A 25,927-nucleotide genomic window follows, 5' to 3' on the forward strand; every position below is an offset into this window, starting at 1 on the left:
TAGGTTGAAGTTAATTGTCAACTTCACTCTACTAATTAATTTATTATAGTGCTATCTTTTTCCATTATTTTACAAATATTCCGTCAGTTAATAGTTTAAGTATTGTTGTGTTGCCACTTTTCAGTGCCTGTTCTACAGTTTGCCCTAAAAATTCCCCAGGTAGTTCTGCCTTCAATTTAAACCTCAATTTTTTAGAAGTGTTGTCGTACCAATGGGAGCGGATATAGGTTGGGCGCCAATCGACAAAAATTTAATTTTTCTATTCCTGGAGCTACGTTTGCGCCCATTACAAACAAGTAATAGCAGTCGTAAGCAGCCGGCAAAGTCAGTTTTTTTATATTCATTTTACTATTTTTTCCTTTCTTTATTAAACACTCCACCAATCCGGATCAATAACAAGCGCTTGAAAATAGTTATTTGTTTACATTCAAGACCATCTAATAACCGATTCATTGGCACACACCAATCCCTCTTCTGGTTAAACATCAACATAAATGGTCAAGTATGTAAGTACTCGCATATATCATTCTTGATATGTATGTTTAGTAATTTCCTTACATAGCACTTTGCAGAACAGGCGATAGATTTTACAGATACTCTGATCTGTATTGAAATACTGCTTAGCTTCTTCCATTGCCGCTCTATGTAATTGTACCGGGTAGAAATTGGTTGGCTTTAGATATGATGTTTCTTATGTTTATTTCCCGATACAAAACTTCCCGAAGATCGTTCCCAGGATATCACGGTCCACTTCCACCTGCCCGGTGATCTCACCCAGGTAATGCAAGGTGCGGCGGATATCGATGGAAAGCAGGTCACCGGTCAGCTGCCGGTCCATACCCGCTTCGATGCTGTTCAGACTTTCCATCATTTTTGAAAGCGCATCATAATGCCGGGCATTGGTAACGATACTATTTTCGGGTTGAATGACCTCCCCTACCGCTTTTTCATACATCCGGTTCCTGAGCACTTCAATACCGAGATTATTTTTTGCGCTGATAAGGATTGGAGGTTGGGGATTTGAAATCCGATCGCTGCCAGCTGACAGCTGATGGCTGTCTTCGCGGTCTATCTTATTTTTTACAAGGATCGTTTTTTCTGCAAAAGGTTTCAGCCAGCCGATCTCCGATGTATCCGGATCGGTTACATCCACCAGGTGCAATAGAATCGTTGCTTTTTCCGCGTTCTGTTTGCTGCGCTCCATACCGATACTTTCGATCTGATCGGTAGTATGCTCCCGGATCCCTGCCGTATCAATGAGCCGGAACAGGACACCCTTTATGTTCAGGGTTTCTTCTATCGTATCTCTTGTAGTTCCCGCAATATCGCTTACGATGGCGCGCTCTTCATTCAACAAGGCATTGAGCAGGGTGCTTTTCCCGGAATTGGGCTTCCCGATGATCGCCACACGGACCCCGTTCTTGATCACATTGCCAAGACGGAAAGAATCCAGGAGCGTTGAAACCTGGGATTTAAGATCGGTGATCAATGCGCTGAACTGTGCCCGGTCGGCAAATTCGACATCCTCATCACTGAAATCCAGCTCCAGCTCGATCAATGCGGCAAAGTTGATCAACTGCTCCCGTAGTTTTGCCAGATCTCCCGAGAATCCGCCACGCAGCTGTTGCAATGCTGCCTGCTGCTGCGCCCGGCTATCCGCAGCGATCAGGTCCGCTACCGCTTCCGCCTGCGCCAGGTCCAGCTTTCCGTTGAGAAAGGCACGCTGCGTATATTCTCCCGCGGTTGCCAGCCGTGCACCGGCTGAAACAGCGGCTTCCAGTATCTTTTGTAATATATAGGGGGACCCATGTCCGCTGATCTCCACCACATCTTCACCCGTATAGCTCCTGGGCGACCGGAAGAGGGTCACTACCACTTCATCGATCAGCGTGCCATCCTCCGGAGCAATAATATGTCCGAAGTGAACCGTATGTGAGGGCTGCTTTTCCAGCTTTTTTCCTTTAAATATCGCATCCGCCACCGGAATGGCTGCCCTGCCGCTCAGCCGGATAACGCCGATCGCGCCAATTCCGGGAGGAGTGGCAATAGCAGCAATAGTATCATCAAAACCAGAAAGCACCTTCATTTTTCAAAAGTACGCATTCAGTCGCAGATGAAAGAAGGTGAAAAACAACCGGTATCCGTTAACTTTACGTTTTACAACAGCATTCCATGAAACGTGTATTTGCCCTTTCCCTTTTACTGCTGATGATCGTCAACCGGTCCGCAGCGCAAGCCGGATCGATAAGAGAATATTTTCAGCTACAGGTCTTTTACTATACCAGCCAACAGCAGGAAGCCCAACTGGATCAATACCTGCAACAGGCACTTGTGCCGGCATTGCACCGGCTGCAGCTGCAACGGGTCGGAGTTTTCAGGGCCCTTACGAATGACACAGCCGCGGAGAAAAAGATCTATGTCCTCACCCCGTTCCGCGAACTCCGGCAATGGACAGCGCTTCCAGACCGCCTGCAAAAGGATCCGGTTTATCTGAAGGCGGCAACAGATTATTACAACAGCGCTAACAAGGCCGGGATCTATGACCGTATCGAAACCATCTTTTTAAAATCGTTTTCGGGGGCACCGGTACTGCAACAACCCCGGCTGAATGGCCCGAAAGACCAGCGGGTCTATGAATTACGCAGTTATGAAAGCAGCTCGGAAAAGCGGTTCCGCAGCAAAGTAAAAATGTTTAACGAGGGCGGTGAGATCGGTATCTTTAAACGGCTTGGTTTCAATGCTGTTTTTTACGGAGCGGTTCTGGCAGGAAAGCGTATGCCCAACCTGATGTACCTTACAACACATGCCAATATGGACGCCCGTAGCCAGAACTGGAAAAACTTTGGAGCTGATGCTGCATGGAAACAACTGAACACACAGGATGAATACAAAGAAAATGTTTCTCATATAGACGTCACCTTTTTGAAGACCGCTTCTTATTCCGATCTCTGATCCTCGTTTGCGATGGAATCCCTGTTAAAATGAAATGGCGTTTTCTTGCTCCGGATACTTATTTTCGCGGCAGATGAAAAAAGAAGATTTAAAAAATACTGATTTTGCAGAAGGCGCTGTACTGCTGATCGACAAACCGCTCGAATGGACCTCCTTTGATGCCGTCCGGAAAGTGCGGAACCTGATCCGTATTAAAAAGGTAGGACATGCAGGTACGCTGGATCCCCTGGCCAGCGGCCTTCTCATCATCTGCACCGGCAAGTTCACCAAACAGATCAATGCCTATATGGCCAAGGAAAAAGAATATACGGGCAGTTTTACCATCGGGGCCGTTACACCTACCTACGACCTGGAAAGCGAGCCAACGGATTTCAAATCCTTCGATCACCTTACCATCTTTGATATGGAAACTGCCACAAAAAAATTTGTGGGCGACATCCTGCAGATCCCCCCGGCACACTCGGCGATCAAAAAAGACGGAAAACGGGTATATGAACTGGCCCGCAAAGGGATCGATGTAAAGCTGGACCCGCGCCCCGTAACCATTTCCAGCTTTGAAATAGATGCCACACATCTGCCGGAGATCTCCTTTAAAGTGGTCTGCTCCACCGGCACCTATATCCGGAGCCTCGCACACGACTTCGGACAGGCACTCGGATGCGGGGCCTACCTCAGCAGCCTGCGCCGCACCCGTATCGGTGATTTTTCAGTGAACGATGCGCTGACGATCGAAGAATTTACTGCGGGAATAAAAGAGGTTTAACGTTTTGCAGGCCTGAAACAGCGCAGATCCGTTATGATAACCACTCCCAATTCTCGATTCTCAAATCTGAAAGCTGACCGCTAAAAAATAAACGGATAGCCGATACCGATCTGCAGCTGGCTTCCCTTGATGAACGGATAGGCAAACAATTTATTTCTGTAGGAAACATTATCAGGCGAGGGGCTCGGGTCCTTTACCTTATATGCATAATCCAGGCGGATCACAAAAAAACCAAGATCGACCCGAACGCCCGCCCCGGAGCCAACGGCAAGATCAGTACCCAGCCGGCCCAGCTTGAATATCTCGTCCTCCAGGCCCGCCTCTTTTTTGAGCAGCCATACATTTCCCACATCTGTAAATACAGCACCGTTCACAGGTATCCCTCCCATTTTAAACAGGGGCATCCGGTATTCAATATTCGCCTCCAGCTGCATATCACCAAAGCGATCAGGGAAGCTGTAGGACCCCTGGAAGCTTTTTATAGTGGAGCCAGGCCCAAGCCTTCGCAACTGCCAGGCCCGCATACTGTTGGGTCCGCCGCTGTAATATTGTTTAAAGAAGGGCAGCTGTGTACGCTTATCCGGATTGGCCGTGGATTCCAGCTCATAGCCTGCCCCTGCAAACCCGCGCAGCACCAGTGAGGTCTTTGTCCATTTATACAATTTGGCATACTCCACATCCAGTTTGGCAAACCGGTATAAATGCTGATCCATAAAACTATTCCGGATCAGCCCCGTCAACAGACCCGATTCTTCAAAATTAGCCCGCAGCACATTGGTATTCCGGCCATTCACATCGCCCCAGGGCATAATAAACTTGGCAATGGTAGAGGTGATCAGCCCGTCCGAAAACAGGTTCTTGATAGAAGGGTTCTGGGCGATCATTTTATCCAGACTGTCCCTGCGTATCAGGTACGAGTATTCAATATTGGGTATTTTGATCGACAGGTTAAACGTGCGGTTATTACGGATATAATCCCTTCCGCGCCAGCCAAATTCGTACCCCCAGGAACTGCTGAAGGAAGTAAGATTGAACAGGTAACGACGCTCGGTACTGGCACCGCTCACGATAAACAGCGACCGGAAGTTTCCTCTGAAATTATCCTTAAAACCCTGCAAACCGGGGAAAATGAACCGGGGATAGGAAATGGTATTGGTAGCGCTGAACTGCTGCGTTTGTATAATATCTCCTCCTGTAAACCGGCCCAGTTCTACCAGGTAGTTCACATTGGTGCTCATCAGGTTGGCCGCCCGCGCAAAGTTCCTGTTCTGCAGCCCCAGGCTGAAACCCAGTCCTACGAAGTTGCCGGAAAGAACGCTCTGGCTGAAACTGCCTTCCACATTGGTGGTAAAATTATATTTTTTTGCGGGCAGCATCCGGATGGCAAAATCCACCGTATCCTGGTTGTCACGGGGCAGCTGGGCAATGTCCACCATGCGCCACGAACCGATATTATTAAAGCGGTTCAGTGTCCGGATATAGCGGCGCTGATCATAGGGATCACCTTTTTTGAGATAAATATTCGGCGGGAATATCTTCGGCTTGAATGCATATTTATTCTGGATGACCGTAACATTGCCCAGCACCGCTTCCTTCCGGCCGGCGCCTGTGGTATCGTTGCTGTTGGGATACACGGTAAAATTCCCCACATAATATTTCCGGATGGCAGCACTGTCTTCAATCGGTCGTGTCCGGATCTCCAGGTTGGCCGTAGGATTAAGTCGCCTGTTTTTAAGCCGCTCCAGCTGCGCTACCTGTTCCAGCGGGTCCAGTGTGGGTTCCAGCAACGATACATCAAGCGTGTCCCAGAGGCCGAACAGCAATCCCCGAGAGAACCGGAGATACCCGTTGTTCCGGTACAGCTCCACCAGCCGGTCCATTTCCGAAGAGATCGGCCCCTGCGCGAACGGGTTCCCTTTTTTTATAAGCGCGTTCTGAAGCGATGCGTCGGTCACTTTCTGCAGGCTGTCGCCCGGCAATACATAGGTCAGCGAGTCGATCCTTGTTACCTGTCTTGGCCACACATAAAACTGAATGGTGGCGCGCTGCTGGTCATCTACTTTTTTTACCGCTGTTGAATAACTGATCGAGTCCCGGAAATACCCCTCTGCATTCAGGTAGTAGTGCATGTTCTGTATCGACTGGCTGATCTGTGCGGTATCCAGCCGCGGAGGGCTTTTTATTACCGCCCACAATACCTTATCCACTTTACGCGACTGGATGCTATCGTCCAGCTGCTCATAAAGTCCTGCCTCCAGCCGGGCTTTTTCATCTTTCGTCACCGCATCGCCTACTTTTATCCGGGTTTCAAAAACAAACGGAGCATCCTTTGGATGTTTTTTTACCACTGTAAAGATGTTGCAGGAGGATAAAAATAACAACGTAAGGCCGGCTGCTAAAGGAAGAAATGTATTTTTGAATGTTTTTACCAGGACCGTATGGTTTAATTTTTTAATTGATAGATCATGCTCAGTAAATCTGAAATCAAATATATTCAAAGTTTGTTCCAAAAAAAATTCAGGGATACAGAAAACTGTTACCTGGCCGAAGGGCCAAAAATAGTGGATGAAGCCCTGAAAACACCCGGTGTGACTGTTAAAAAGGTCTGGGCGCTGGAACAATGGATACAGATCCACGCAGTATTACATCCTCAAACCGATATAACTGCAGTAGCGGCCTTCGAACTGGAGAAGATCTCCCAGCTGAAAACCCCTAATGAAGTGGTCGCTCTTATCGAAAAGCCGCCGCATAACAGCGCTCCGGACTGCCGGACCAGCCTGGTACTGGCCCTGGACGGGATCCAGGACCCTGGCAACCTGGGTACTATTGTGCGTATTGCTGATTGGTTTGGTGTGCCGGGTATCGTTTGCAGTCTGGATTGCGCCGATGTTTATAACAGCAAGGTAGTTCAGGCCACCATGGGCAGTCTGTTCCGGATACCGGTGATCTATGCCGGTCTTTCCGCCTGGCTGCAAGACCAGAACGAGGTACCTGTGTATGGTGCTGTGCTCGATGGTACACCTTTGGGCAAAAGCGCCCCGGCAACCAGCGGCGTTCTGGTGATCGGTAATGAATCCAAAGGCATCCGCAAAGAAGTAACGGCCTGTATCACCGAAAAAATAACCATAGAACGGATCGGGGGCGCCGAATCGTTGAACGCCGCCGTGGCTACGGGTATCTTATTATCGCATCTGAAGCTGTGATTGCTGAATTGAGAATTGAGGTTCGAGAATTGAGCTCTCAGACCGCTGATGGCTGACTGCTGACAGTATCCTACCTGAAATGAATCGCCTTTACCACCTGTACTTTTTTTACAATATAGGTGGGGATCAGCAGTACCAGCAGGCATACCAGGAAGGTTCCGGCACAAATGGCAAGCACTTCCCAGGACGAGATCTTTACTGCCGCCTGGCTGAGGTAATAGGCACTTTCATCCAGTTTTATAAAGCCGGTCCTTACCTGCACATACAGCAATCCCAACGCACCAGCTGCCCCCGCGGCAATGCCGGAAAGCGTGATCAGCAGGCTGTGGCGCAGAAAGATCTTCTGTACGGTCCAGTCTGTGGCACCAACAGCTTTCAGCACCCCGATCATCCGCATACGTTCCAGCACCAGGATGATCAGGCAGGTGATCAGGTTGATGACCGCTACAACGATCATAATAGCGATCAGCAGGTTCCGTGTTACATCCTGCATATTGAGCCAGTCAAAAATATTGGGTGCGAAATTTTTGATGTCCTGGGCATCCCATTCCTCCGGCATTTGCGGTAAACGGGTCAGCTCATCGGATACGGCCCCGATCTGTTTATAGTCTTTCAAAAAGATCTCATATCCCCCGATCTGATCCGGCTCCCAGTCGTTCAGCCGGCGGATCAGTCGGATATCCCCGATGGCAAAGGTCTTATCATACTCTTCGATCCCGGTTTTATAGATCCCGGTTACTGTAAGGCGGTCCGGACGCAGGGAATTATCAGGACGTATAAAATAGATCAGCACCCTGCTGCCCGTATCCAGCTTCATTTGTGTGGCAGTATACTCCGAGATCATGATCTCCCGGCTATAGGTGGAATCTTTAAATACGGGTGGACGGCCGCGCCGGATAAAGGATTGCAGATTTTTGAAATTATACGTACTGTCCACTCCCTTTACCAGTACTCCTTCCAGGTCATCTTTTGTTTTTACAATTGCATAACGGGTGGCAAAAGGCTGTACGGTGGTCACCTGCGGATTCTTTTTTATCTGCGCCACCAGTGCCGGACTGGCCGTAATGGGTATTTCTTCCGATACGACATATTGATAAGGGGCCATCTCCTGGATACGGATATGCCCCCAAAAACTGAATACTTTTTCGCTTACCTTCTGCTGAAAACCATTGGCAAAAGCCAGCGTAATGATCATTACCGCCACACTGATCGCCGTGGCTATAACCGACAATCTGATTATAAACCGTGAAAAAGAACGCTGTTTATTAAAGGCGATCCGGTGGGCAATAAAGGAAGCTGTGTTCAATTGCGAATGTTATTTTCCGCGAATTTATTGAAGCTTCTTTGCATCATCTAAAAATTTCGCTAATCCGCTGTCCGTAAGCGGGTGCTTCAGCAATCCGAGAATGGCATCCAGCGGACTGGTAACCACATGTGCACCCACTTCAGCGCAACGGATAATATGGTTGGCGCTGCGCATGGAGGCCGCCAGCACCTGCGTTTTAAAGCCCTGTATATTGTAGATGTGCACGATCTGCTCTACCAGCTGTACACCATCCCAGCCGCTGTCATCGATCCTGCCTACAAACGGGGACACATATTTTGCGCCTGCCTTTGCACATAAAATAGCCTGTCCTGCGTTGAATACAAGCGTACAATTGGTCTTTATGCCATTATCCGTAAACCATTTGATCGCTTTTACACCGTCCTTGATCATCGGCACTTTCACCACTATGTTCGGATGGATGGCGGCCAGTTTTTTTCCTTCTTCAATAATATCCTTAAACTCGGTGCTTACCACTTCTGCGCTGATATCCCCATCCACCATCTCACAGATATCCTTATAATGCTTGACGATCGCATCCTGCCCCTTGATCCCTTCCTTCGCCATCAGGGAGGGGTTGGTGGTAACTCCGTCAAGGATCCCCAGTTCATTAGCTTCTTTGATCTGGTCTAAATTCGCGGTATCAATAAAAAATTTCATGCTTTTTATTTTTAGTTATTAATTCATCATTGTGCCACACCGGCGGCATCGCATTTTTCAAAACTATGTTAAGTTTTGCATGCAGAAATTTTGTGCACACTGCATTTTTTGACGTACCGGTAATTGTAAATTTCCTATTTTTTAGGAACAAGAGGAAGAAAAAATTGTTCGGTGTCGGGAAAGGCATTCGTTATCTCATTGACAAACCATCAGTTGAGGCAATAAAAAAGGGCAGGCTACTCACATCGCGCCGCTACAACCACCTATCCTTGCTGTCTTCCGACCCTGGGGAGGTTCAGTAGGAGCTGGCCGTATGAGACCTGCCGGCGGCAAATATAGGGTAAAGCAGCTAAAAGGAAAAGAAACCCTCCAGGAAAATCATTTTTTACTTTCGTTTTTCGGGCCGCTGGTCACCGCTTTTGAAACCGCTGTTTTTCCAAAACGGTTTTTGATGGCATCAACAGCCTTATACAGGTTCAGTTTCTCATGCTGACGGTTGAACAGATCCATCTGCATCCCGTCGTCTGCCAGCTGGCTGAAACGCACACCGATCAACCGTACCGGGCGTCCCTGCTGGTAAAATTTATCAAAGATCATTTTTGCTTTTTTGATCAGTTCATCGTCCAGTGCCGTGTAGGGTATGGCCTCCTGCCTGCTGGTGGTTTCAAAATCGCTGTAACGGATCTTTACGGTGATGCAGCCCGTCAGTTTATTGTCCTGCCGCAGATCGTAGGCATTGCGCTCTGTGAGGGCCACCAGTTTTCTGTGTAAGAAATCCGTGTCCAGTTGATTGTCATGAAACGTTGTCTCATGGCTCATGCTTTTCTGCTCCCAGTGCTGCTCTATTTCCCCGCTACCGATACCCTGTGATTTTCTCCAGAGGTCTTCGCCCCATTTACCCAGCTGACTGATCAGCAGGTCCTTTGGAGTAAGGGCAATATCGCGGATCGTATGCAACCCCATTTTACGCAGCCGCTGCTCCGTCTGTTTTCCCACACCATTGATTTTTTCGATACCCAGGGGCCACAGGAAATCTTTTTCCTTTCCATGAGGGATCTCTAAAAACCCATTGGGTTTGGCTTCATTGGTGGCCATTTTGCTGATGAATTTTGCCGATGATAACCCGCAGGAGATGGGAAGACGGGTCTCTTTAATGATGTATTCCCGGAGCTGGCGGGTATACTGGCTTACGCCAAAGAAACGGTCCATCCCGGTAAGATCACAATAGAATTCATCGATCGAAGCTTTCTGGTACAGGGGTACTTTGGACGCGATGATATCCGTGACCAAAGCCGAATATTTTCCATACTCCTCGTAGTGCCCCCGCAGCACAACAGCATGGGGACAGAGCCGCATCGCCGTCTGCATGGGCATGGCAGAATGCACGCCGTATTTACGGGCCTCATAGCTGCAGGTAGATACAACGCCCCGCTTTGCTGAACCACCTACAATTACCGGCTTGCCCTTTAAGGAGGGGTCCAGGAGGATCTCCACTGCTACAAAAAAGGAATCCAGGTCAAAATGAACAATATAAGGCTTCGGATCACTCACCTGTCAAAGTTAGAACCCCGATCCCAATACCTATGAATTTTATTGGATTCCCTGTTGCGTTACCGCTCCTCTTCGCGTTACATATAATAAATCTGGTCATATGAACAGCCGTATAGAATTATAAAAACCCAGACTATTGTATCTTATGACCCCGCCGGAGACAACACCGGCATTTCCCGGAAACCGTGGCTGATCCGGAAGCGGAAAGAGGGATAAAACCGGATGACTGTAATAAAAATATAAAACGCTGTTGTTATTGTCCAACCATATAAATAATCATTAAATGAAAATGCTGAAAATCTCATTAATGCTTTTTACTGTAACTGCTTTCTTTGCCTGTCATAAGAACGGAACCTCCGGCAAAAGCTGCGATGATTACTGGATCGCTAAAAAAAAGGAAGAATGGAAGGCACTGTCCAGCTGCAGTCCTGAATTCAAACACTACCTTGGGAAAGGCGTATACCAGGGTACTGTTCTTTATTATACCAGCATCAGCTGTGTCGCCTGCGATGTTACCCCGCCTGAATACGGTCTGACCTGTAAAGGCGATACGATCCGGGTCGCCAGCTGGAGCGAGGTGCAGGACACCAGGATCCTGGCCACCTGCAGGGATCTTTAGCCTGCCCACCGAAGGTATTTCTTTAGCAGCAGGATCTGTCCCAGGTGATAATGGGCATGCTCCACCTGCCCCTGAAAGTTTTTGTAAGCACTGCTATGTTCCGGCAATATGGGAGCATCCAGTTTTTCTTCGTCAAAACGGCGGATCACTTCCGCCAGTGCGGCAGCCGACCGGAATAATTCTGTTTTAATCGCTTCCCAATGTTCCGGAGCCGCTTCCGGGATATCAAAGCCGTTGTGGTCCGCTATCACCGGTTTTATCCCCAGCCCCCGCTCTGCCACTACCTGGTTCCAGTAACTGATATGGTTTAACAAAGACGCAATGGTATTGGGTGAAAACGGTACCGGTGTATATGCTTCATTCCAGCTCACATCACCGATCACATCGGTAATGGTTACGCTGGTCCAGTTTTCACCGTTGTGTACATCCATCAGGTGCTGCGCGATCAATTCCGTTTTTTTCATGGTGCTTATTTTGTATTTGGTATTGAAACATCCTGTTACAAGGTACTCAAACTTTTTAGTTTCACCGGCTGCCTTTATCTTTATCACCGGATAAAAAAACGATCCAACTGTTAATTCCCCGGTACAATCCATTTGCAGCATGAAACGATTACAACTTACCACTGCCTTTTTACTGATCTTTTTTATTTCCGCCGTAACTGCCCAAACCCGCTGGTACAACCCGCTTCAATCCGAAGCACCCGTGATCCAGAACCAGGGATGGAGCACCGAAATCGGCCATACTTTTACCCGCCTGCCCGAAAGAGCAGAAAAAGAGGTCCGCAAAGTGGTATGGAATCTTTCCAAAAATGCCGCCGGCCTCAGCATTCATTTTTATTCCAGCGCACCCGAGATCACCGTCCGTTACAATGTTAAGGGGCCTTTTGCCATGAATCATATGCCCGCCACAGGTGTATCGGGGGTGGACCTGTACGCTATTGATGAGGAGGGGCGGTGGAAACGGGCCTGGGGTATTTACTCCTTTTCAGACACCATCGTTTATCAGTATAAAAATCTTTTTCCCAGCCGCTATCATAAAAAAGGATTTGAATACCGGCTGTACCTGCCGCTCTACAACAGTGTAAACTGGCTGGAAATAGGGGTTCCGGAAGATGCTTATTTTGAATTCATTCCCGTACTGAAGGAAAAACCGGTTATTGTTTATGGTACTTCCATCGCCCAGGGCGGATGTGCTTCGCGGCCTGCAATGGGCTGGACCAATATCTTATCGCGCAAACTCGATTACCCGGTTGTCAACCTTGCGTTTTCAGGGAATGGCCCGTTTGAAAAGGCAGTGGTAGATCTCATCAACGAACAGGATGCAGCCGCTTATGTATTTGACTGTCTTCCCAATATGGGAGCGCTTTCCCAGGAAGAAGTATACAACCGGATCATTTACGGAGTGACAACAATCCGTAAACAGCACAAGGCCCCCATCCTTCTCACCGACCATATCGGATACTTTAATGATCAGACCGATTCCACAAGAGCGGTCATCTGGCAGCGGTTAAATGCCACACAATGGAAAGCCTATAACGCATTAAAGCAACAGGGTGTACAGGATCTTTACTATCTGACCAGGGATTCGATCCGGTTCCCGGAAGATGGCACAGTGGATTATGTACATCCTAATGATCTTGGCATGCAGGCGTACGCAGATGCTTATGAACGGCAACTACGGGCCGTTTTAAAAATGCCGGCAGGCAGCCTGGTTACGGAACACCCCATAAGCCAGCGAAGGGAAGCGGGTGGTTACGAATGGAAAAAAAGACATGAACAGGAGTTGCAGCTGAACGTCCAGCAGCCGCCCGTAAATGTGATCATTGGCAATTCCATTACCCATTACTGGGCCGGCGAGCCAAAAGCGCATATCGCGCGGGGCGAAAAAAGCTGGAACCGGTATCTGGCCGGTTTCCGCAATATGGGCTTTGGATGGGACCGTATTGAAAATGTGCTGTGGCGCATCTATCATGGTGAACTTGACGGTTTTTCCGCAAAGAATATCGTGCTGATGATCGGCACCAACAATATCGGCAATTGTACGGATGATGAAATAGTGAAAGGCATCGATTTTTTATTGCAACAGATCCGTCAACGGCAACCACAGGCGCATATCAAACTGGTGGGTATCCTTCCGAGAAGAAATACCGAAACACGCATCGTTTCTTTAAACAAACGGTTGCAGCAGGTAGCCGGAAGCCGCCGGCTGCAATTTGCAGACCCGGGAAAACACCTGCTGCTGCCCTCCGGTAAAATAGATGAATCGCTGTTTACTGATGGGCTGCATCCCAATGAGGACGGGTATTCCAGGCTGGCCCCGGAAATAGCGCCGGGCCATTGACCGGTATAACTGTTCATTTTTGTTTTTGAGGCGTTATACGCACATTGACCGGCAAATTCACCCGCTCGTCCTTAAAACGGAGCACTTCGATCTTGTCTACGGGAGCCTGTGTTCTGTAAACCAGGGAGGTTCCGGAGCTGTCGGCCTGTTCTTTAATGCGGATATCCAGTAGTGGGGTATTCCCGTTATACAGGTTTATTTTAGCCGGATACATATCATTGGGAACCAGTACCTGCTTCCGGTCGCTACTGATATTAAAACCCTGCGGAAGATTTGAACTATTATAGGCTGAAGTTTGCATGGGCAGCAGTGAAAAGTCGGTTATACAGATATAAGCATTGATCGCTACCCCCGGTTTTGGGATGGTCACCGCCGCTATATGATCAGCGGGAAGCAACGACAGGTCCGCCGGCAGCAGGTACTGTACATTCTCCGTATTCTTTATTTCAATCGTATCTCCTTTTGCTGTGATCCCCAGGACTTCACGGATATACGGATAAAAAACAGATTTCCGGCCAACCGAAAAAAGATTCTGTTCCAGTATGTTTTCAGTAACCGGTACCGACACATAAAGGCATATATTTTTTGAAAGATCCCTGTTGTGCACTTCAAAGGAACCCGCACGAATGAAATCCGATACGTTCTGCGCGTTGACCTCCGGTATTTTTCCGGACCGGTTTAAATCCATCATTTTGATCGGCAGACAAAACAGGAAATTGCCCCAATACCATTTCTTCTGTTTTCCCTTTTGAAGACCGGATAACTCCTTCCACCTTTTGCAGCTTTCCGGCAACAGCAATGGTCATGATGTACAGGGGACTGAAAAAATGATCCGGGTTTTTACCGGGTTCCCGGAAAGCCGACCGGACTATGGCATAATCGCTGACCATATCAGGGTAAGGCATATCATGGTTCCGGTACCACAGATAATGCCTGAAATCTTCCTGTCTGCACGACATAAATAAAGCAGCCCCGTTCTTATTTACCCCTTTGAGCTGCAACCGGGAGTTGTCAAAATAAACCGTGCTGTCCACCAGTCTCCGGTTCAGGAAACTCTGGGCGGATACATTGTAATCGTTGGAAAAAAGATTATAATAGCCGGGGTTTAACGAATCTGCCTTTTTCCCGTTAAACTCCCGGGCGCTGCGATCGAACATATCGTAGGTATAGTTATAATCCCTTCGCTCTGTTTCATCCGCTACCAGCAGGGTGGCTACATTGTTGGACATATCCAGCAGGGTGATCTTCATACTGTCCTTATGGATGGTTTTACCGGTTTCCGTGCTGTCAAAAGAAAAAGTATGAACCGATTCCGGAACCAGTACTTTTCCTGTAACCTGCACCCTATCGCCCTGGCGGTTCAGGAAAAACATTGAAGGATAGGGAAGTATTTCCTGTATACTGACTTCATCCAGCCCTCCAAAGCTGATGGAGCCTTCTTCAGGATCATTAATAAACTTCAACTGTTGTTTTAGTTTTTCAGTACAGATTGTTATAGAAAACTGCTTATCATCAAATGTGGTTCCCGGTACGGTGTAGTCGCTCAGGTACAGATTGTTATAGAACTGCGTACCGGAGTACCGGTCTTCCAGCCGGGCAAAGTCCAGGAAAACTTTTTGTTCTTCAGACAGTTGGTTTTTACAGGACATCAACAGCAGGGCGCAAAGCGTTATCCAGCAGGTCGTTTTCATATATTGTTATTTTGATTGAGTGATCCTAGCCCAGGTAAATATCCAGCAACCCATCCGGCAGTTGTACGGTAATATTTTTATACCGGTGGTCTACTTTTTTCAGACTTTCTTCATGCAGCGGAATCCACACTTCCCTGCCGCGGACAGTGAGGCGGCACAACACCTGGTGGGGTTGTTCTATTACTTCCTGGATAACACCAAGTACCTGTTTCCCATCCTTTACCGTATAGCCCAGGAGGCTGATGGGCGCCGTTTTACTGGCATACCGTTTAAAATCTTCTGCGCTGAACCAGGCTTCTTTGCGTACCATGGGGCGGGCCTGCTCCGGGGTGTTGACCTCTTCCAGCTTCAGATATGCCTCTGTTTCATTCTTCACCCGGACGCTTTCCACAAACCAGGGGAAAAAATTTCCTGCTGTATCCCTCGTGAATATTTTCCGGAGCGCTTCAAATGTCGTATCTCCAAGGGCGTGCTGCAACACGATTTCCCCCCTGAGCCCGTAAACACCTGCTATTTTTCCGATGCTGATGTACTCTTCCTGTTTCATCTTCAGGTATGGTGCTAAAAAAGCGGCGCCAGGCCGCTTTTACTTCAAGAATAATTTTTCTACTATTATTCGCCGTTGCCTTCAGCGTTTGCCTCGGGAGCAGCGGATCTACGCGGGGCGGCGCTGGCCACTCTGCGTTTAGCTTTTCTTTCCTCAATCGCTTTTGCAGTACGTTTTTTGATTTGTTCATCATGCTCTGCACTCCAGGCGGTGAATTTCTGCATCGCAGCAGCTTCATCAAACAGTCCCAGTTTCACACCACGTAACAGGTGTTTCAGGTACAATACACCTTTAAAGCTCAGGATACGACGAACGGTATCTGTAGGAGTAGCTCCTTTATTCAGCCATTCCAATGCCTTCTGACGGTCCAGCTCAATTGTGGCCGGGATGGTCAGGGGGTTGTACGTACCTAATTTTTGAATGAATTTACCATCACGAGGACTTCTGGCGTCTGCCACTACGATAAAGTAGAAAGGTCTTTTCTTTGACCCATGTCTTTGCAATCTAATCTTAGCTGCCATTTTAAATAGAAATTTAAGGCTTTTAAACAATAAAATTTATCCCATACACCTCATATGGGGCACCAAAAGTAATTCATTTCAGAATAAAAACCTTCATATTTTAACAGGTTTTAAAAAAAAGAGCTGATTTTAAGATTTTGTTATTATAGAATCCGGTTTTATTAAAAATATGCAAAAGATCGGCCAGCTTAACGATTATACCATCACTTCCCATTATACTATTTTCGTTTGTCCCAAGCAAATCAGTAAGCAGCTTTTAACATGTATCGCCCTGATAAATAAGCAATTGAAACGGAACCGGCATCAATGATGTCCTGAAGAGCGTCCTTTCTCAGGCCGGGCAATGCCTGCGCTTTTTTAGATTTGAGTCGGGAGGTTATCATCTTCTGCTACTGCATTTTTATATACTCAGAATTAATCCGTAAAACTTGCAAAGGAGCATCAGTTGTTGGTTTATGCAGTAAAATATAATTTGTATAGTATGCATTCTCCTCCTTGCCCTTTGCAATAAGAACTCCTAACCCGGCATAGTCCTCATCCACCCGCTCGAGAGAAACAGCTTTCCCATCTGCATAAAAAACCATTCTATACTTTTCAATCGGCAGCATCTGGCCTGCATGATTGGAATAAAATTTTTTGCAATTTGAATTATATTCTGTTATTTTTTCATCAGAATAGTAATTCGAAATAAACAGCTCTTGGTTGGCTTTTTTTATTTCACCAAAAAAAGCATCTACATTTCCTCTATCCAATTCAGTATGCAGCCGCTGAAATGTAGTGAATACCTCTTGCTTTAATAGGTCCTCATTCATTTTTTTAAGGTCTACAGAATTTTTCCAGCCATCGATTTTATACGCAACTCCGGCATCAAAGTTCCATTCATATTCGAAAGACGGCACCTTTTCCTTTACCTCTGGAAAATGTAAAGGAGCTATTGGAGTCACTTTATAACCCTCATTGATATCGATCAATTGAACCTGAACTTTCTCCGTTAATTTTTTCAATTGCTCCCCTGTAAACATTCCCCCATTTTTTAAAAAAGGGTGTAGTAATTTTATCTTAACTCTTTGCCGGCCGGAGTCCAGTATGTACTGGTTAATAAACTCAGGACCCACAATTCCGGAAACAAAATTTTTGCTTACCGGTACATCATTCACCAAAATCTCTGAGGGCACTGGAATATTAAATTCGATTCCATACAATTTGTGATTTCCCATTTTTTCGTGTGTTTTATTATTTAGATCCCTGCAGCTAAAAATCATGGGATACATCCCTCCCAATAGTAGTAACAATAGCAGATTATTTATACTCGCCGGCATTTTTAAAAATATTTATTGTTTTATTTACTTTGGGAATTAATGGCAAGTCTTTTTCTTCTTTATTAAACCCTCCTGCCTTAATTTTTATACTTAAAGTAAAGCCTGAAAAATAAAAATCAGTATCCCAGGAGCCTCCGTTGCCAAACTCTTTTCCAACCGTATACGATACCATTGTTTTCCCTTCAATTTCTATCCCCAGCTCAAATGCTTTCTTTTTCTTTTCATTATCATCAACCAGCGAAACCTGGCGTCCCTTCTCATAGTTGATTTTATATTGCAAACTGGCGCTAAAAACAATTGCACCTTCCAACACTCCCTGCAATGCGATAGTACCGGTATACTTTTTAGTGGCAAAATTATATTTTACTTTTGCCTCCGTAACAGTGCCATCTTTTGAATCACTCCCTACCAGACTTATTTTAGCCGTTAAAGAAACGTATAATTCATAATTAATCTCTAATCTTCCTCCGCTAACCAAATTCGCCAGCCAGCTTGCCAGATCCAATGCATCTATAATGGCTCCCCAGGGCTTAAATTTACTTCCCAAAGCCAAAATGTCCAATTTTACATTTGCTTCTATTACCGGATTCGCTATTAACCGCCCATCGAGTTCATAAGTTAACACACCATTTTGGGATGCTGACTTAATCCCCACACCAACACCAATCTTCGGAAGATCCAGGGTAAAACTCATTGGAAGTTTGCTTAATCTTGCGAGGATTCCCTTATTTGTAGCCCTTAGCCTGGTTTCTTCCTGCCTTGCAGCATTTATTCCCATGTCGCCATCCAGCTTTTGAGCAATCCACAAAAGAGGCGCCAACATGGTTCGGAATTTTTCACCAAACTCATCCCCCAGTTTAATGACACCGCCGTCTCCGACTTTACATTCCACATAAAGTCCAAATGTCGTATTCCGGCCTACATATTGCTGTAACCCATTTGATACGATTTTATTTGCAATTCCTTTTCTGGTGTTATTGTTACTCGTATTAACCTCGCCCTCGTTGAACCTGCTATAATGCTCCATTAACTCGGTTGTAGCCTCATAGTATAGGGGAGTTTTTATAGCGTAATTAAAGTTTATCACCCAACTCATCGAGGGGTATACTTTAATCAATGCAATTTGATTGGGATAACGGCAGGTAGTAACAGGAACAAAGTAGGTTTGTGCCAAATCTTCTTTTTTGATAAGCTTTATCAAATATCGGACAATCCAGATATTTTTAAAGTTATCAGACACAATTCCCCCTTCCAGATAGTCTTGGGTTGCCAGGTAGTCCAACACTTCATTATCATAAGTTTTGTAAAAGTTATATGCCAGTTTTAGCGTAATAGAATCCCCGTTTATTGAATAATCGCTGTCTAAAAGGCCCTGCACTCCCGAAACGGTTACTGCTTTATACTTCTCCTGCTCTGCTTCAGATTTGGGTACTCCCTTTGCCTCCTGGTCATCTTTATATTCCTTCCGTTTCGTCACCGGTCTTAAAACTCCGGCTTTCGCAGCATTTGAAGGTGCCAGCAGGCTGGGCTGATAATAATTCAAAAAATTTTCTATATAAAACCCAGTTTCCTTCGATGGCTTCATCTGACCGACAATCCACTGCATTTTAAATACTTCCGCACTACTGCTATGGGCCTTGTCATCATTTAAGACCCTTTCACATTTATACTTACTGCCAATGTGAATGGATTCTTCAGTCGCACCTGGTTTTTCTTTATACTTGGCGGTAACGGTTACTTCTTTCTTTTCCGTTTCTCCTGCTACAATCGAAAAAGCCACTTTCTCCGTTTTGTCATCAACGGAATCTTTTAGTTCAAACTCATCAAAAACAACAACCGGCGTTCCCTTTCCTTCTTTAATGCTGATCATAGAATAAGCACAAGGATTATTCTCTTTCCTTTTATATTGAATGTCTCCAATATACTGGATCATTTCTCCTTTTTCCCGCTCCACTCTGGAGAGTATTTCATCCGTTGTTTCATATTCAACCAAAATCTCGCTGTTGGGCTGATCCTGGTAGGTTTTGACGATTTCTATTCCTATTAATTTCTGATCATATTGCATCAGTCCAGATGTAGGAACCTCCGCAAAATTTCTATAATCAACAATTTTTTTTGAATCAATAAACACCCCTTTCTCCACCTGAAAAACCTCTACCACCGGAACAAAGTATCGCTGTTTCTTTCCGGGATTGTGATCGCGCCATTCTAAACTTAATGGGAAATTAAATACCTTATACGTATTTATATTATTACTGCTGGCACTTGGGTTCAATTCTGCTCCCTTATGCTTACCCTTAAATAAATCCGCATCCGTAAGTTCATCCGTCTGGCTTTCAAGTTCGCCGGAAGCATTTTTACGGGTAGTGAATTTTACCGCTTCATCCTTATCTAAAAGATAAATATTTGCGAAATAAGTTTCCTTCCCTAAAACATAATCTGGATACTGATGAAAACAAATCGTCAAACTAACAATATCGCCAAATCGAAAAGGTTTGATATTTTTATCAAAATACGAATAGGTGATATTGGGATATGTATACGGTATTATAAAGAAATAAAACTCTTGCTCGGGATTATCAGTAAATACTACAACTCTCTGTTTAAATCCATAATAATAATTGGCACCAGCAGGAGAAATGAAAAATTCTGCTCCCTTTTTGTATTGTGTACCGATACCCAAAGCCGCTACAGGCGCATTACTTTCCTTTTTTGCCATAAGCTCTCCGACATCCGGAGCTTTATCAATAGGCGTATTGTTGGCACTGCTGATTTCTCCACCTATATCTGCCCAAAGTGTATTGTAATTTTTTGAGCTGCCGCTATTGTAATATTGTTCATAAATAAATGCCCATTTTGTTTCCTTCGATAAAACAGCGTCATCAAAACAACTCTCATCTACATAAAACCGTATCTTGGATCCTTCTCTTACAGATATTGTCTGTCCCTTTTCTACATATCCTTTACTAAATTTATCCAGGAGGGGATTATTAAAGACACTATTGTCAAACTTACATTTTATAACCTTGGACATAATATTAGTTTATGTTCAAAAAATCATACGGATCAATCTTGTTCATTTCTTTCATATTCACTAATGGATTCACATTCGCCTGCTGTTCCGGATCGGCATTTTCCATATTCTTTTTCGTGGGCTTTCCTATCTGACCGCTCTTGACGATCTCAATACAAGCCGTACCGGCAACAGCGCAGGTAGCCTTACAATCCTCTACCAGCACATATCCCCCGGGGGGATCATACTTTTCTTTTTCGTAATACCCCTCCCATTTTGTAATGCTTGGTACACAGGCACTATTGTTCATCTTTTTACAGGAGCCAAAGGTTTTGCTCTGAAACGGAACGCCGATGTCCTTATGGGTCGCCAGCAACTTTTCGCTGCCTTCCTTATCATTGGCATACCATTTCTTATGGGTGAGCACCGCCAGCTTATCCGGAGTGGTTCCAAACTGGCATTTGCAAAGAGCGCCATGAACCACTTTTTCTTTTTGAGCCATTGTTGTGTTTTTTTAAGTCCGTCCAATAAAGTTTATACCTGTGCCTGTATGCAGGTCGCTACATCATCTGATACATAACAAACTGCAGTTTCTTCACCGGTATTGCTGTATACTTACCCTCCTGCTGATAGATCTCCAGTACTGCATTTGTGTGCATCGCAAAATGATGTTTCACATCCAGATCAAAACTCACTGTTGCCTTCATAAAGCATGGGGTTTCTTTTTTAGCTTCCGGCAATAGTTCCTCCGGTGCCTCCTGTTCTTCTGAAACAAATTTTACTTCTATAGATCCGTATTCCGTTACCTGCGGTATAATTCTTTGCATTCCCGGGAATCTGACCGGGGAACGGTAAGGAATTACTGATAAATAAAGATCTGCCGGCTGCATGTATTTTTCCGAATAAGCCATATACTTCGGATGAAAAAACAAATTCCAGAACAGATCATAATCCATCGACCGTTGCAATAAAGAACTAGTTGCGATTTTCCGGTCTGCTGCTGCTGTGAAATCACTTACAACGGGTCCCTCATATTTCTCTAAAAGCTGCCGCTTATTATTTTCCCACCGGTTTAAGATCTCCTGGTGATTCACAATTCCGGCAACCTGCTTACCCCATCCGTCAATCACCGTTTCCACAGGATATAACGACCGGGAAATCACAGCAGCGAACCGCTCGCTGATGGTATCCGGTTCATGTTGGTTAAAGAATACTTCCTGTTTATTTAAACGCATCAGGAACCCCGACTCATGCTCCGCCAGTGTTATTGCAGCGTTATAATCAATCCGCTTGTGAGGATTGAATTCTGTCCCTTCGTAATATTTTACAGAGACGCCATAGCTACGCATACCTAACCCCGTCAGGTTTGAAATAAATATTTTTTCTTTGTTAACGGAGCTCACGTCAGAATAACCTTTTTACTGTTTATATTATCAGGGACCGCTACAAACGCCGGGGCGGGCCCTCTTTTTTTTCTTCCAGCACCTTGCCCGTTGTACCATCCAGCGTAAATAACTGCTGATACGGCTCGGGCACTTTTTCATCTACGGTCCATCGCAGGTTCCACACATTTGCCTTATAAACGCTATCATATCCTCTCCTGACACGACCTGTTTTTGAAAAATCCACCTGGTGCTTTTTCCCAAACTCAATTACATCCTTTAATGCAAAAGGATATTCCTTGTCTTTATCCGTCTCTCCGGTTAACTTTCCAGTACTGTCAAATTGCTGCCAGATTCCGATTTCGAGCGCTGTTGAGAAATAATGGGCCACGCTGATCAGGTTTCCTTCCCTGTTAAAGAGGTAGGCTGTTCTGTAGGCATCCGGCCGCGATTCAATCCTTGTATAGGTTTCCACCTGCTTCCGGTCGAATGCGTCTGTAGTTGCATCTGGACGTAATCGGTAATATTCTGAAATCTCCGTTCCGTCCTTCTCCGTGTAGCCCTCATATTCCGGATTCTTCTTTAGTTTTTCTTCGTACGCGTCTATGTTGAACTTCTTCATAACAGCATTTTTTAAACTGTCCTTCGTTACAGGTAGCGGCAACACGTTCTTTTCTGATGACCCGGCCTGGCTTTTACAGCTTAAGCACAGGCCGCAGACAGCTATTACTAAAAACAGCTTAAACGTTATGGTAAGATTTGGTGTACCTGGTCCCATTGCCATTTATACAATTGTTTTGCAATAATTTTTGTCTTGGAGGAATAATAATCCATAACATTATCTGTGGAGTATTCCTTAAAAGTATACCTGCTCGGGTTTAGAAATGTATGCCAGAACCCGATGCAATGCAGGAGTTCATGCGCTACCGTACTTTCATCTACCTTGGTGGACGATTTTGTTTCGGCGGCTGTTTTCTTTTTATCAAAAATCAAAATACTGTACCGCTTGCCGCCTTTTTTTAATTTCCCTTTGGGAATGTCTTCGGAATGCCCCAGTAACCAGCCTTTGCCGCCACAGCTTTCTATAGTGCATACATCCGGAAGGAAAAATATCCTGAAAAAAGAATCAAACGTATGACCAAATGACTTACCTGCTTTGTTTCTTTTCATGCTCAGCATCTGGTTCAGGTAATTCATCAAATTTTCAGGGCCACCCTTCGCATAATCGTTATACCATTCTTCAAAATCAAAATCGGCGGGCAGGTCCAGGACCGTGTTTTGCAGATTCACATTTACATACGCCTGCCGCATAAACTTTTTCAGTATTTCCGCTTCTCCGGCCGTCGATGCTTTTTTTGTCGGACACTGAATTTTGACAAACAACACTTTTATTTCCTTATGAAATTTCTTATCGTTCTTTTTTACAATGATCCTGCCGGCCAGTTCTTTGCTGTCTTCTTTTACGGCATACACATTTATTTTCTGATCCGTTTCAAAATACTCCTTGCACTTAATTTCCACTGCGGAAGGCATATCATGCTTGCCCTTTTGTGTGGGAATTTCTTTCAGCAAGGAGATATCGAAATAGCTGTTGTCATATTCCAGTTCGTACTTCTCGGGCTCCTCTTCCACCTCCACTTTTATATTCAGTTTTGCCGTATAAGTGGGCAGCAGTGATAAATACGGGATGGCGTATACAAAAGCATATCGTCCATTCATCTTCCAGGGAACAGTAAAGCGGTCAAACTCCATTACAAACCGATCATAGACTTTTGTTTCCTGCTTAAATATGGGGGAACACCAATCTTCATACCCCTGGGCATCTTTTTTATAAAGTACCTGGCCCAGAATATCCCGGTACCAGGTATCGCCCTTGGCGCCCGTATCTCCCATCCGTACCCAATCGAAGCCAAACTCCCCGTCGTATTTGGCGTGCGGACGAAACTGGACGATACACTTTGCTTTCAGCTCCTGCGCCGGCGGATCTTCAGGATCACCATAGCTTACCCCTTCATCTTCTCCTTTTTCTTTAACCACGCTGCCTGCAAAGGAATTGATGTTCTCCCGGGAATACATATTGTGGTTCCCGTGCGTAATCTTGGTATAAATTCCTTTTACAATTCTTGTCCTGCTCATGATTAGTTCGCTTTTCCGTTTTCACCGCTGTTGTTCTGCACTACTTTTTGTGCATGCTTGAGTAAACTTTGTTTGGAACTGAGATTAAAATCTCCATGACTGGACTCAACACGCTCCTGTTTTGCTTCGGAATGTACATCACCTTCGATCATTTCTGTGAGTTTTCCGCTGATGTTTAACATGCTGTCACCGCCGACGGTAACCGTATTCAGCCGGCCCGTAGTATGCACATGGTCTTTACCGATCGACACCGTCTGGTTCTGGCCAACACTGGTCGCTTTGTCCTTGCCGATGGTGCTTGTCATATTCTCCGTTACATTAAAATGCATGTTCTTTGCATTAAAGGTCATTGTCTCAGGAGCTGTTATTGTTATATTTTTCCCCGTGGTGTCCAGGTAAATCTCGTTGCCCCCGGGATCCCGGATAATGATATGCGTACCGGATCCGGCATCACTAAACTCTACCATATGACCGCTCCGTGTCCGGATGGTTTTTATATCGTTGCCCGCATTGCTGAAGCTGGTATTGGCGCTTCCGTGGTATACCGTACCGATCACATAGGGCTTTGTGGGACTTTCACTTTCAAAGCCCACCATCACTTCCTCGCCGATCTCGGGTATAAAGAAATGTCCTTTTTCTCCCCCGCCGTGCGGACTGGTAACGCGGATCCAGGGCGTTTTCTCCGAACCGTTCATCCAGTGGAATTTCACCCGTACCCGGCCCAGACCGTTATAGTCGTTATTATCGGTTACAATCGCACTTTGTGTTTCACATACAGGATCCCGGGGAACAGTAATGGGCGCTACTTTGATGCTTGAGGGCACCGCCGTAAAATGATTTTCATAATGTCCCTGTCCGTCCACATGATGACTTACTGCTGTTATCAGGTATTCTCCATACCCCTCGGAAGCGGCACTGAATACATTGCTGCCACTCACTTCCACACGGCCGCCCAGCATTACGCCCGGGTGACCGCTCTGTCCCCGGAACTGTACCAGTTTGCTGCTTTCCACTGCACTGCGCAGCGTCACCAGGTCGTCCTGTTGTTTTTTATTGGTCAGAAATTTATTATTCCATTGTTTGGGCTGTGTTCCGTATACCGTTTGCGAGGCCTTATACGCCTGCTCCCCCCAGGGGTTCAGACCGGCTTTTTGCTCCACCCCCTGTGGCTCACTGGTATATACCTGGCTGTTCAGATAGTCCCAGCCCATTAACTGCTGCTGGGTGGCACGCGCCTCCATAGACACGTTAAAGCTGCTCAGGTGCCGGCCATAGATGAGCTCTGTTTTTTCCGCGCCCCGTGGCGGCCCTATCACCAGGCTGCGTCCGTCCCAGAACAGCCATTCTCCATAACTTCCGGTGAGGCGTTGCAAAAACTGCCAGGCCGTTTCCTTATACTGCACGGTATAGGCCAGGGTTTCACCATATAGTGGTTGTACCTTAGGCTCCAGCAGGTTCTGGGGAAAGAATTTCAGCACATCCTGTGCAATGTTCTTCAGGGCCTTTTTTTCCCAGCTTTTGCAGTGCGGCCCGCTGTCCAGTACAATAGTGGGGCTATATCCGCGGATGATCACATCACCGTGATGTCCGGTAAAACGGGCGGTTTCTATCCCGGTTATAATCCCATTGAACAGCAGTGTTCCTTTCAGGCCAATACCCGTAATCCGTGCACCGAAGCTTCCGCCGATCATTTCTTTGGAAGACGTGAACATCCCGGAAGTGCCATCGATCGACTGGGCCGGACATATTAAAGTAAATTCATGATGGGAAAAAATGCTTTGGTTGAGGGCAAAGGAGGTAAACTGCATCAACGGCACACCATTGATGCTGAACATAGGTTCGGTTAATTGCGCCATACATAAGATATTGTCTGTGACGAAATAAAAGTTATATTCTAAAGTAA

Annotated in this window: 22 protein-coding genes and 1 other RNA gene; 5 read left to right on the forward strand and 18 right to left on the reverse strand. The window is 45.9% G+C overall.

The window, feature by feature from the left end:
• Positions 1–697: 697 nt before the first annotated feature.
• Positions 698–2,086 carry a tRNA uridine-5-carboxymethylaminomethyl(34) synthesis GTPase MnmE gene (gene mnmE, locus K7B07_RS06960; RefSeq protein WP_223708504.1) on the reverse strand — a complete coding sequence of 463 codons (1,389 nt, stop codon included), beginning with the start codon at positions 2,084–2,086 and terminating at the stop codon, positions 698–700.
• Positions 2,087–2,172: 86 nt separating this feature from the next.
• On the opposite strand from mnmE, the gene K7B07_RS06965 reads away from it, so the two are divergent.
• A complete protein-coding gene (locus K7B07_RS06965; protein WP_223708505.1) occupies positions 2,173–2,952 on the forward strand; it encodes an NIPSNAP family protein in 780 nt (259 codons plus the stop codon).
• Positions 2,953–3,025: 73 nt separating this feature from the next.
• Positions 3,026–3,715 (forward strand): tRNA pseudouridine(55) synthase TruB, encoded by a 690-nt coding sequence (gene truB, locus K7B07_RS06970; protein ID WP_223708506.1) that lies wholly within the window; start codon positions 3,026–3,028, stop codon positions 3,713–3,715.
• A gap of 80 nt (positions 3,716–3,795) precedes the next feature.
• Here truB and K7B07_RS06975 read toward each other — a convergent pair whose 3' ends face one another.
• Positions 3,796–6,063: a BamA/TamA family outer membrane protein gene (locus tag K7B07_RS06975; RefSeq protein WP_223708507.1), complete on the reverse strand. Its 2,268-nt coding sequence runs from the start codon at positions 6,061–6,063 to the stop codon at positions 3,796–3,798.
• A gap of 117 nt (positions 6,064–6,180) precedes the next feature.
• On the opposite strand from K7B07_RS06975, the gene K7B07_RS06980 reads away from it, so the two are divergent.
• The gene (locus K7B07_RS06980; protein WP_223708508.1) at positions 6,181–6,918 is read left to right on the forward strand and encodes a TrmH family RNA methyltransferase; all 738 of its coding nucleotides are present in this window, start codon (positions 6,181–6,183) and stop codon (positions 6,916–6,918) included.
• 70 nt (positions 6,919–6,988) lie between these two features.
• On the opposite strand, the gene K7B07_RS06985 is transcribed toward K7B07_RS06980, so the two are convergent.
• The 4 genes from K7B07_RS06985 to dinB form a co-directional block, all read right to left on the reverse strand.
• The gene (locus K7B07_RS06985) at positions 6,989–8,224 is read right to left on the reverse strand and encodes an ABC transporter permease (protein ID WP_223708510.1); all 1,236 of its coding nucleotides are present in this window, start codon (positions 8,222–8,224) and stop codon (positions 6,989–6,991) included.
• 24 nt (positions 8,225–8,248) lie between these two features.
• A complete protein-coding gene (gene fsa / locus K7B07_RS06990) occupies positions 8,249–8,902 on the reverse strand; it encodes a fructose-6-phosphate aldolase (protein ID WP_223708512.1) in 654 nt (217 codons plus the stop codon).
• Positions 8,903–9,128: 226 nt separating this feature from the next.
• Positions 9,129–9,228: signal recognition particle sRNA small type (gene ffs / locus K7B07_RS06995), an RNA gene on the reverse strand.
• A 52-nt stretch (positions 9,229–9,280) separates the two neighbouring features.
• Positions 9,281–10,453 (reverse strand): DNA polymerase IV, encoded by a 1,173-nt coding sequence (gene dinB, locus K7B07_RS07000; RefSeq protein WP_223708514.1) that lies wholly within the window; start codon positions 10,451–10,453, stop codon positions 9,281–9,283.
• A gap of 283 nt (positions 10,454–10,736) precedes the next feature.
• Between dinB and K7B07_RS07005 the strand changes: the two genes are divergently transcribed.
• The gene (locus K7B07_RS07005) at positions 10,737–11,072 is read left to right on the forward strand and encodes a hypothetical protein (protein ID WP_223708516.1); all 336 of its coding nucleotides are present in this window, start codon (positions 10,737–10,739) and stop codon (positions 11,070–11,072) included.
• Here K7B07_RS07005 and K7B07_RS07010 read toward each other — a convergent pair.
• The gene (locus K7B07_RS07010; RefSeq protein ID WP_223708517.1) at positions 11,069–11,536 is read right to left on the reverse strand and encodes a DinB family protein; all 468 of its coding nucleotides are present in this window, start codon (positions 11,534–11,536) and stop codon (positions 11,069–11,071) included. The two genes, K7B07_RS07005 and K7B07_RS07010, sit on opposite strands and share 4 nt — an antisense overlap.
• Before the next feature lie 139 nt (positions 11,537–11,675).
• Between K7B07_RS07010 and K7B07_RS07015 the strand changes: the two genes are divergently transcribed.
• Positions 11,676–13,415: an SGNH/GDSL hydrolase family protein gene (locus K7B07_RS07015; RefSeq protein WP_223708519.1), complete on the forward strand. Its 1,740-nt coding sequence runs from the start codon at positions 11,676–11,678 to the stop codon at positions 13,413–13,415.
• Positions 13,416–13,428: 13 nt separating this feature from the next.
• Here the strand turns inward: K7B07_RS07015 and K7B07_RS07020 are convergent, their stop codons facing one another.
• The 11 genes from K7B07_RS07020 to K7B07_RS07070 form a co-directional block, all read right to left on the reverse strand.
• Positions 13,429–14,106, reverse strand: coding sequence for a hypothetical protein (locus K7B07_RS07020; RefSeq protein WP_223708521.1), 678 nt, complete (start codon positions 14,104–14,106; stop codon positions 13,429–13,431).
• Positions 14,024–15,106: a hypothetical protein gene (locus K7B07_RS07025; RefSeq protein ID WP_223708522.1), complete on the reverse strand. Its 1,083-nt coding sequence runs from the start codon at positions 15,104–15,106 to the stop codon at positions 14,024–14,026. The genes K7B07_RS07020 and K7B07_RS07025 overlap by 83 nt, the downstream gene beginning before the upstream one ends.
• 25 nt (positions 15,107–15,131) lie before the next feature.
• Entirely contained in the window at positions 15,132–15,653 is a 522-nt protein-coding gene (locus K7B07_RS07030) for a ribosome maturation factor RimM (RefSeq protein WP_223708524.1), read from the reverse strand.
• A 65-nt stretch (positions 15,654–15,718) separates the two neighbouring features.
• Positions 15,719–16,174 (reverse strand): 30S ribosomal protein S16, encoded by a 456-nt coding sequence (gene rpsP, locus K7B07_RS27955; RefSeq protein ID WP_338041173.1) that lies wholly within the window; start codon positions 16,172–16,174, stop codon positions 15,719–15,721.
• Between the two features lie 389 nt (positions 16,175–16,563).
• Positions 16,564–17,391: a hypothetical protein gene (locus K7B07_RS07040; protein WP_223708526.1), complete on the reverse strand. Its 828-nt coding sequence runs from the start codon at positions 17,389–17,391 to the stop codon at positions 16,564–16,566.
• 82 nt (positions 17,392–17,473) lie between these two features.
• Entirely contained in the window at positions 17,474–20,527 is a 3,054-nt protein-coding gene (locus K7B07_RS07045) for a hypothetical protein (RefSeq protein ID WP_223708528.1), read from the reverse strand.
• Positions 20,528–20,531: 4 nt separating this feature from the next.
• Positions 20,532–21,008, reverse strand: coding sequence for a DUF4280 domain-containing protein (locus tag K7B07_RS07050; RefSeq protein ID WP_223708530.1), 477 nt, complete (start codon positions 21,006–21,008; stop codon positions 20,532–20,534).
• Between the two features lie 58 nt (positions 21,009–21,066).
• Positions 21,067–21,909: a hypothetical protein gene (locus K7B07_RS07055; RefSeq protein WP_223708531.1), complete on the reverse strand. Its 843-nt coding sequence runs from the start codon at positions 21,907–21,909 to the stop codon at positions 21,067–21,069.
• 40 nt (positions 21,910–21,949) lie between these two features.
• Positions 21,950–22,510, reverse strand: coding sequence for a hypothetical protein (locus K7B07_RS07060; protein WP_223708532.1), 561 nt, complete (start codon positions 22,508–22,510; stop codon positions 21,950–21,952).
• Between the two features lie 125 nt (positions 22,511–22,635).
• Positions 22,636–24,024, reverse strand: coding sequence for a zinc metalloprotease (locus K7B07_RS07065; protein ID WP_223708533.1), 1,389 nt, complete (start codon positions 24,022–24,024; stop codon positions 22,636–22,638).
• 2 nt (positions 24,025–24,026) lie between these two features.
• A complete protein-coding gene (locus K7B07_RS07070; protein WP_223708534.1) occupies positions 24,027–25,880 on the reverse strand; it encodes a type VI secretion system Vgr family protein in 1,854 nt (617 codons plus the stop codon).
• Positions 25,881–25,927: the final 47 nt, after the last annotated feature.

The sequence above is a fragment of the Niabella beijingensis genome, from assembly GCF_020034665.1.
Lineage (GTDB): Bacteria > Bacteroidota > Bacteroidia > Chitinophagales > Chitinophagaceae > Niabella > Niabella beijingensis.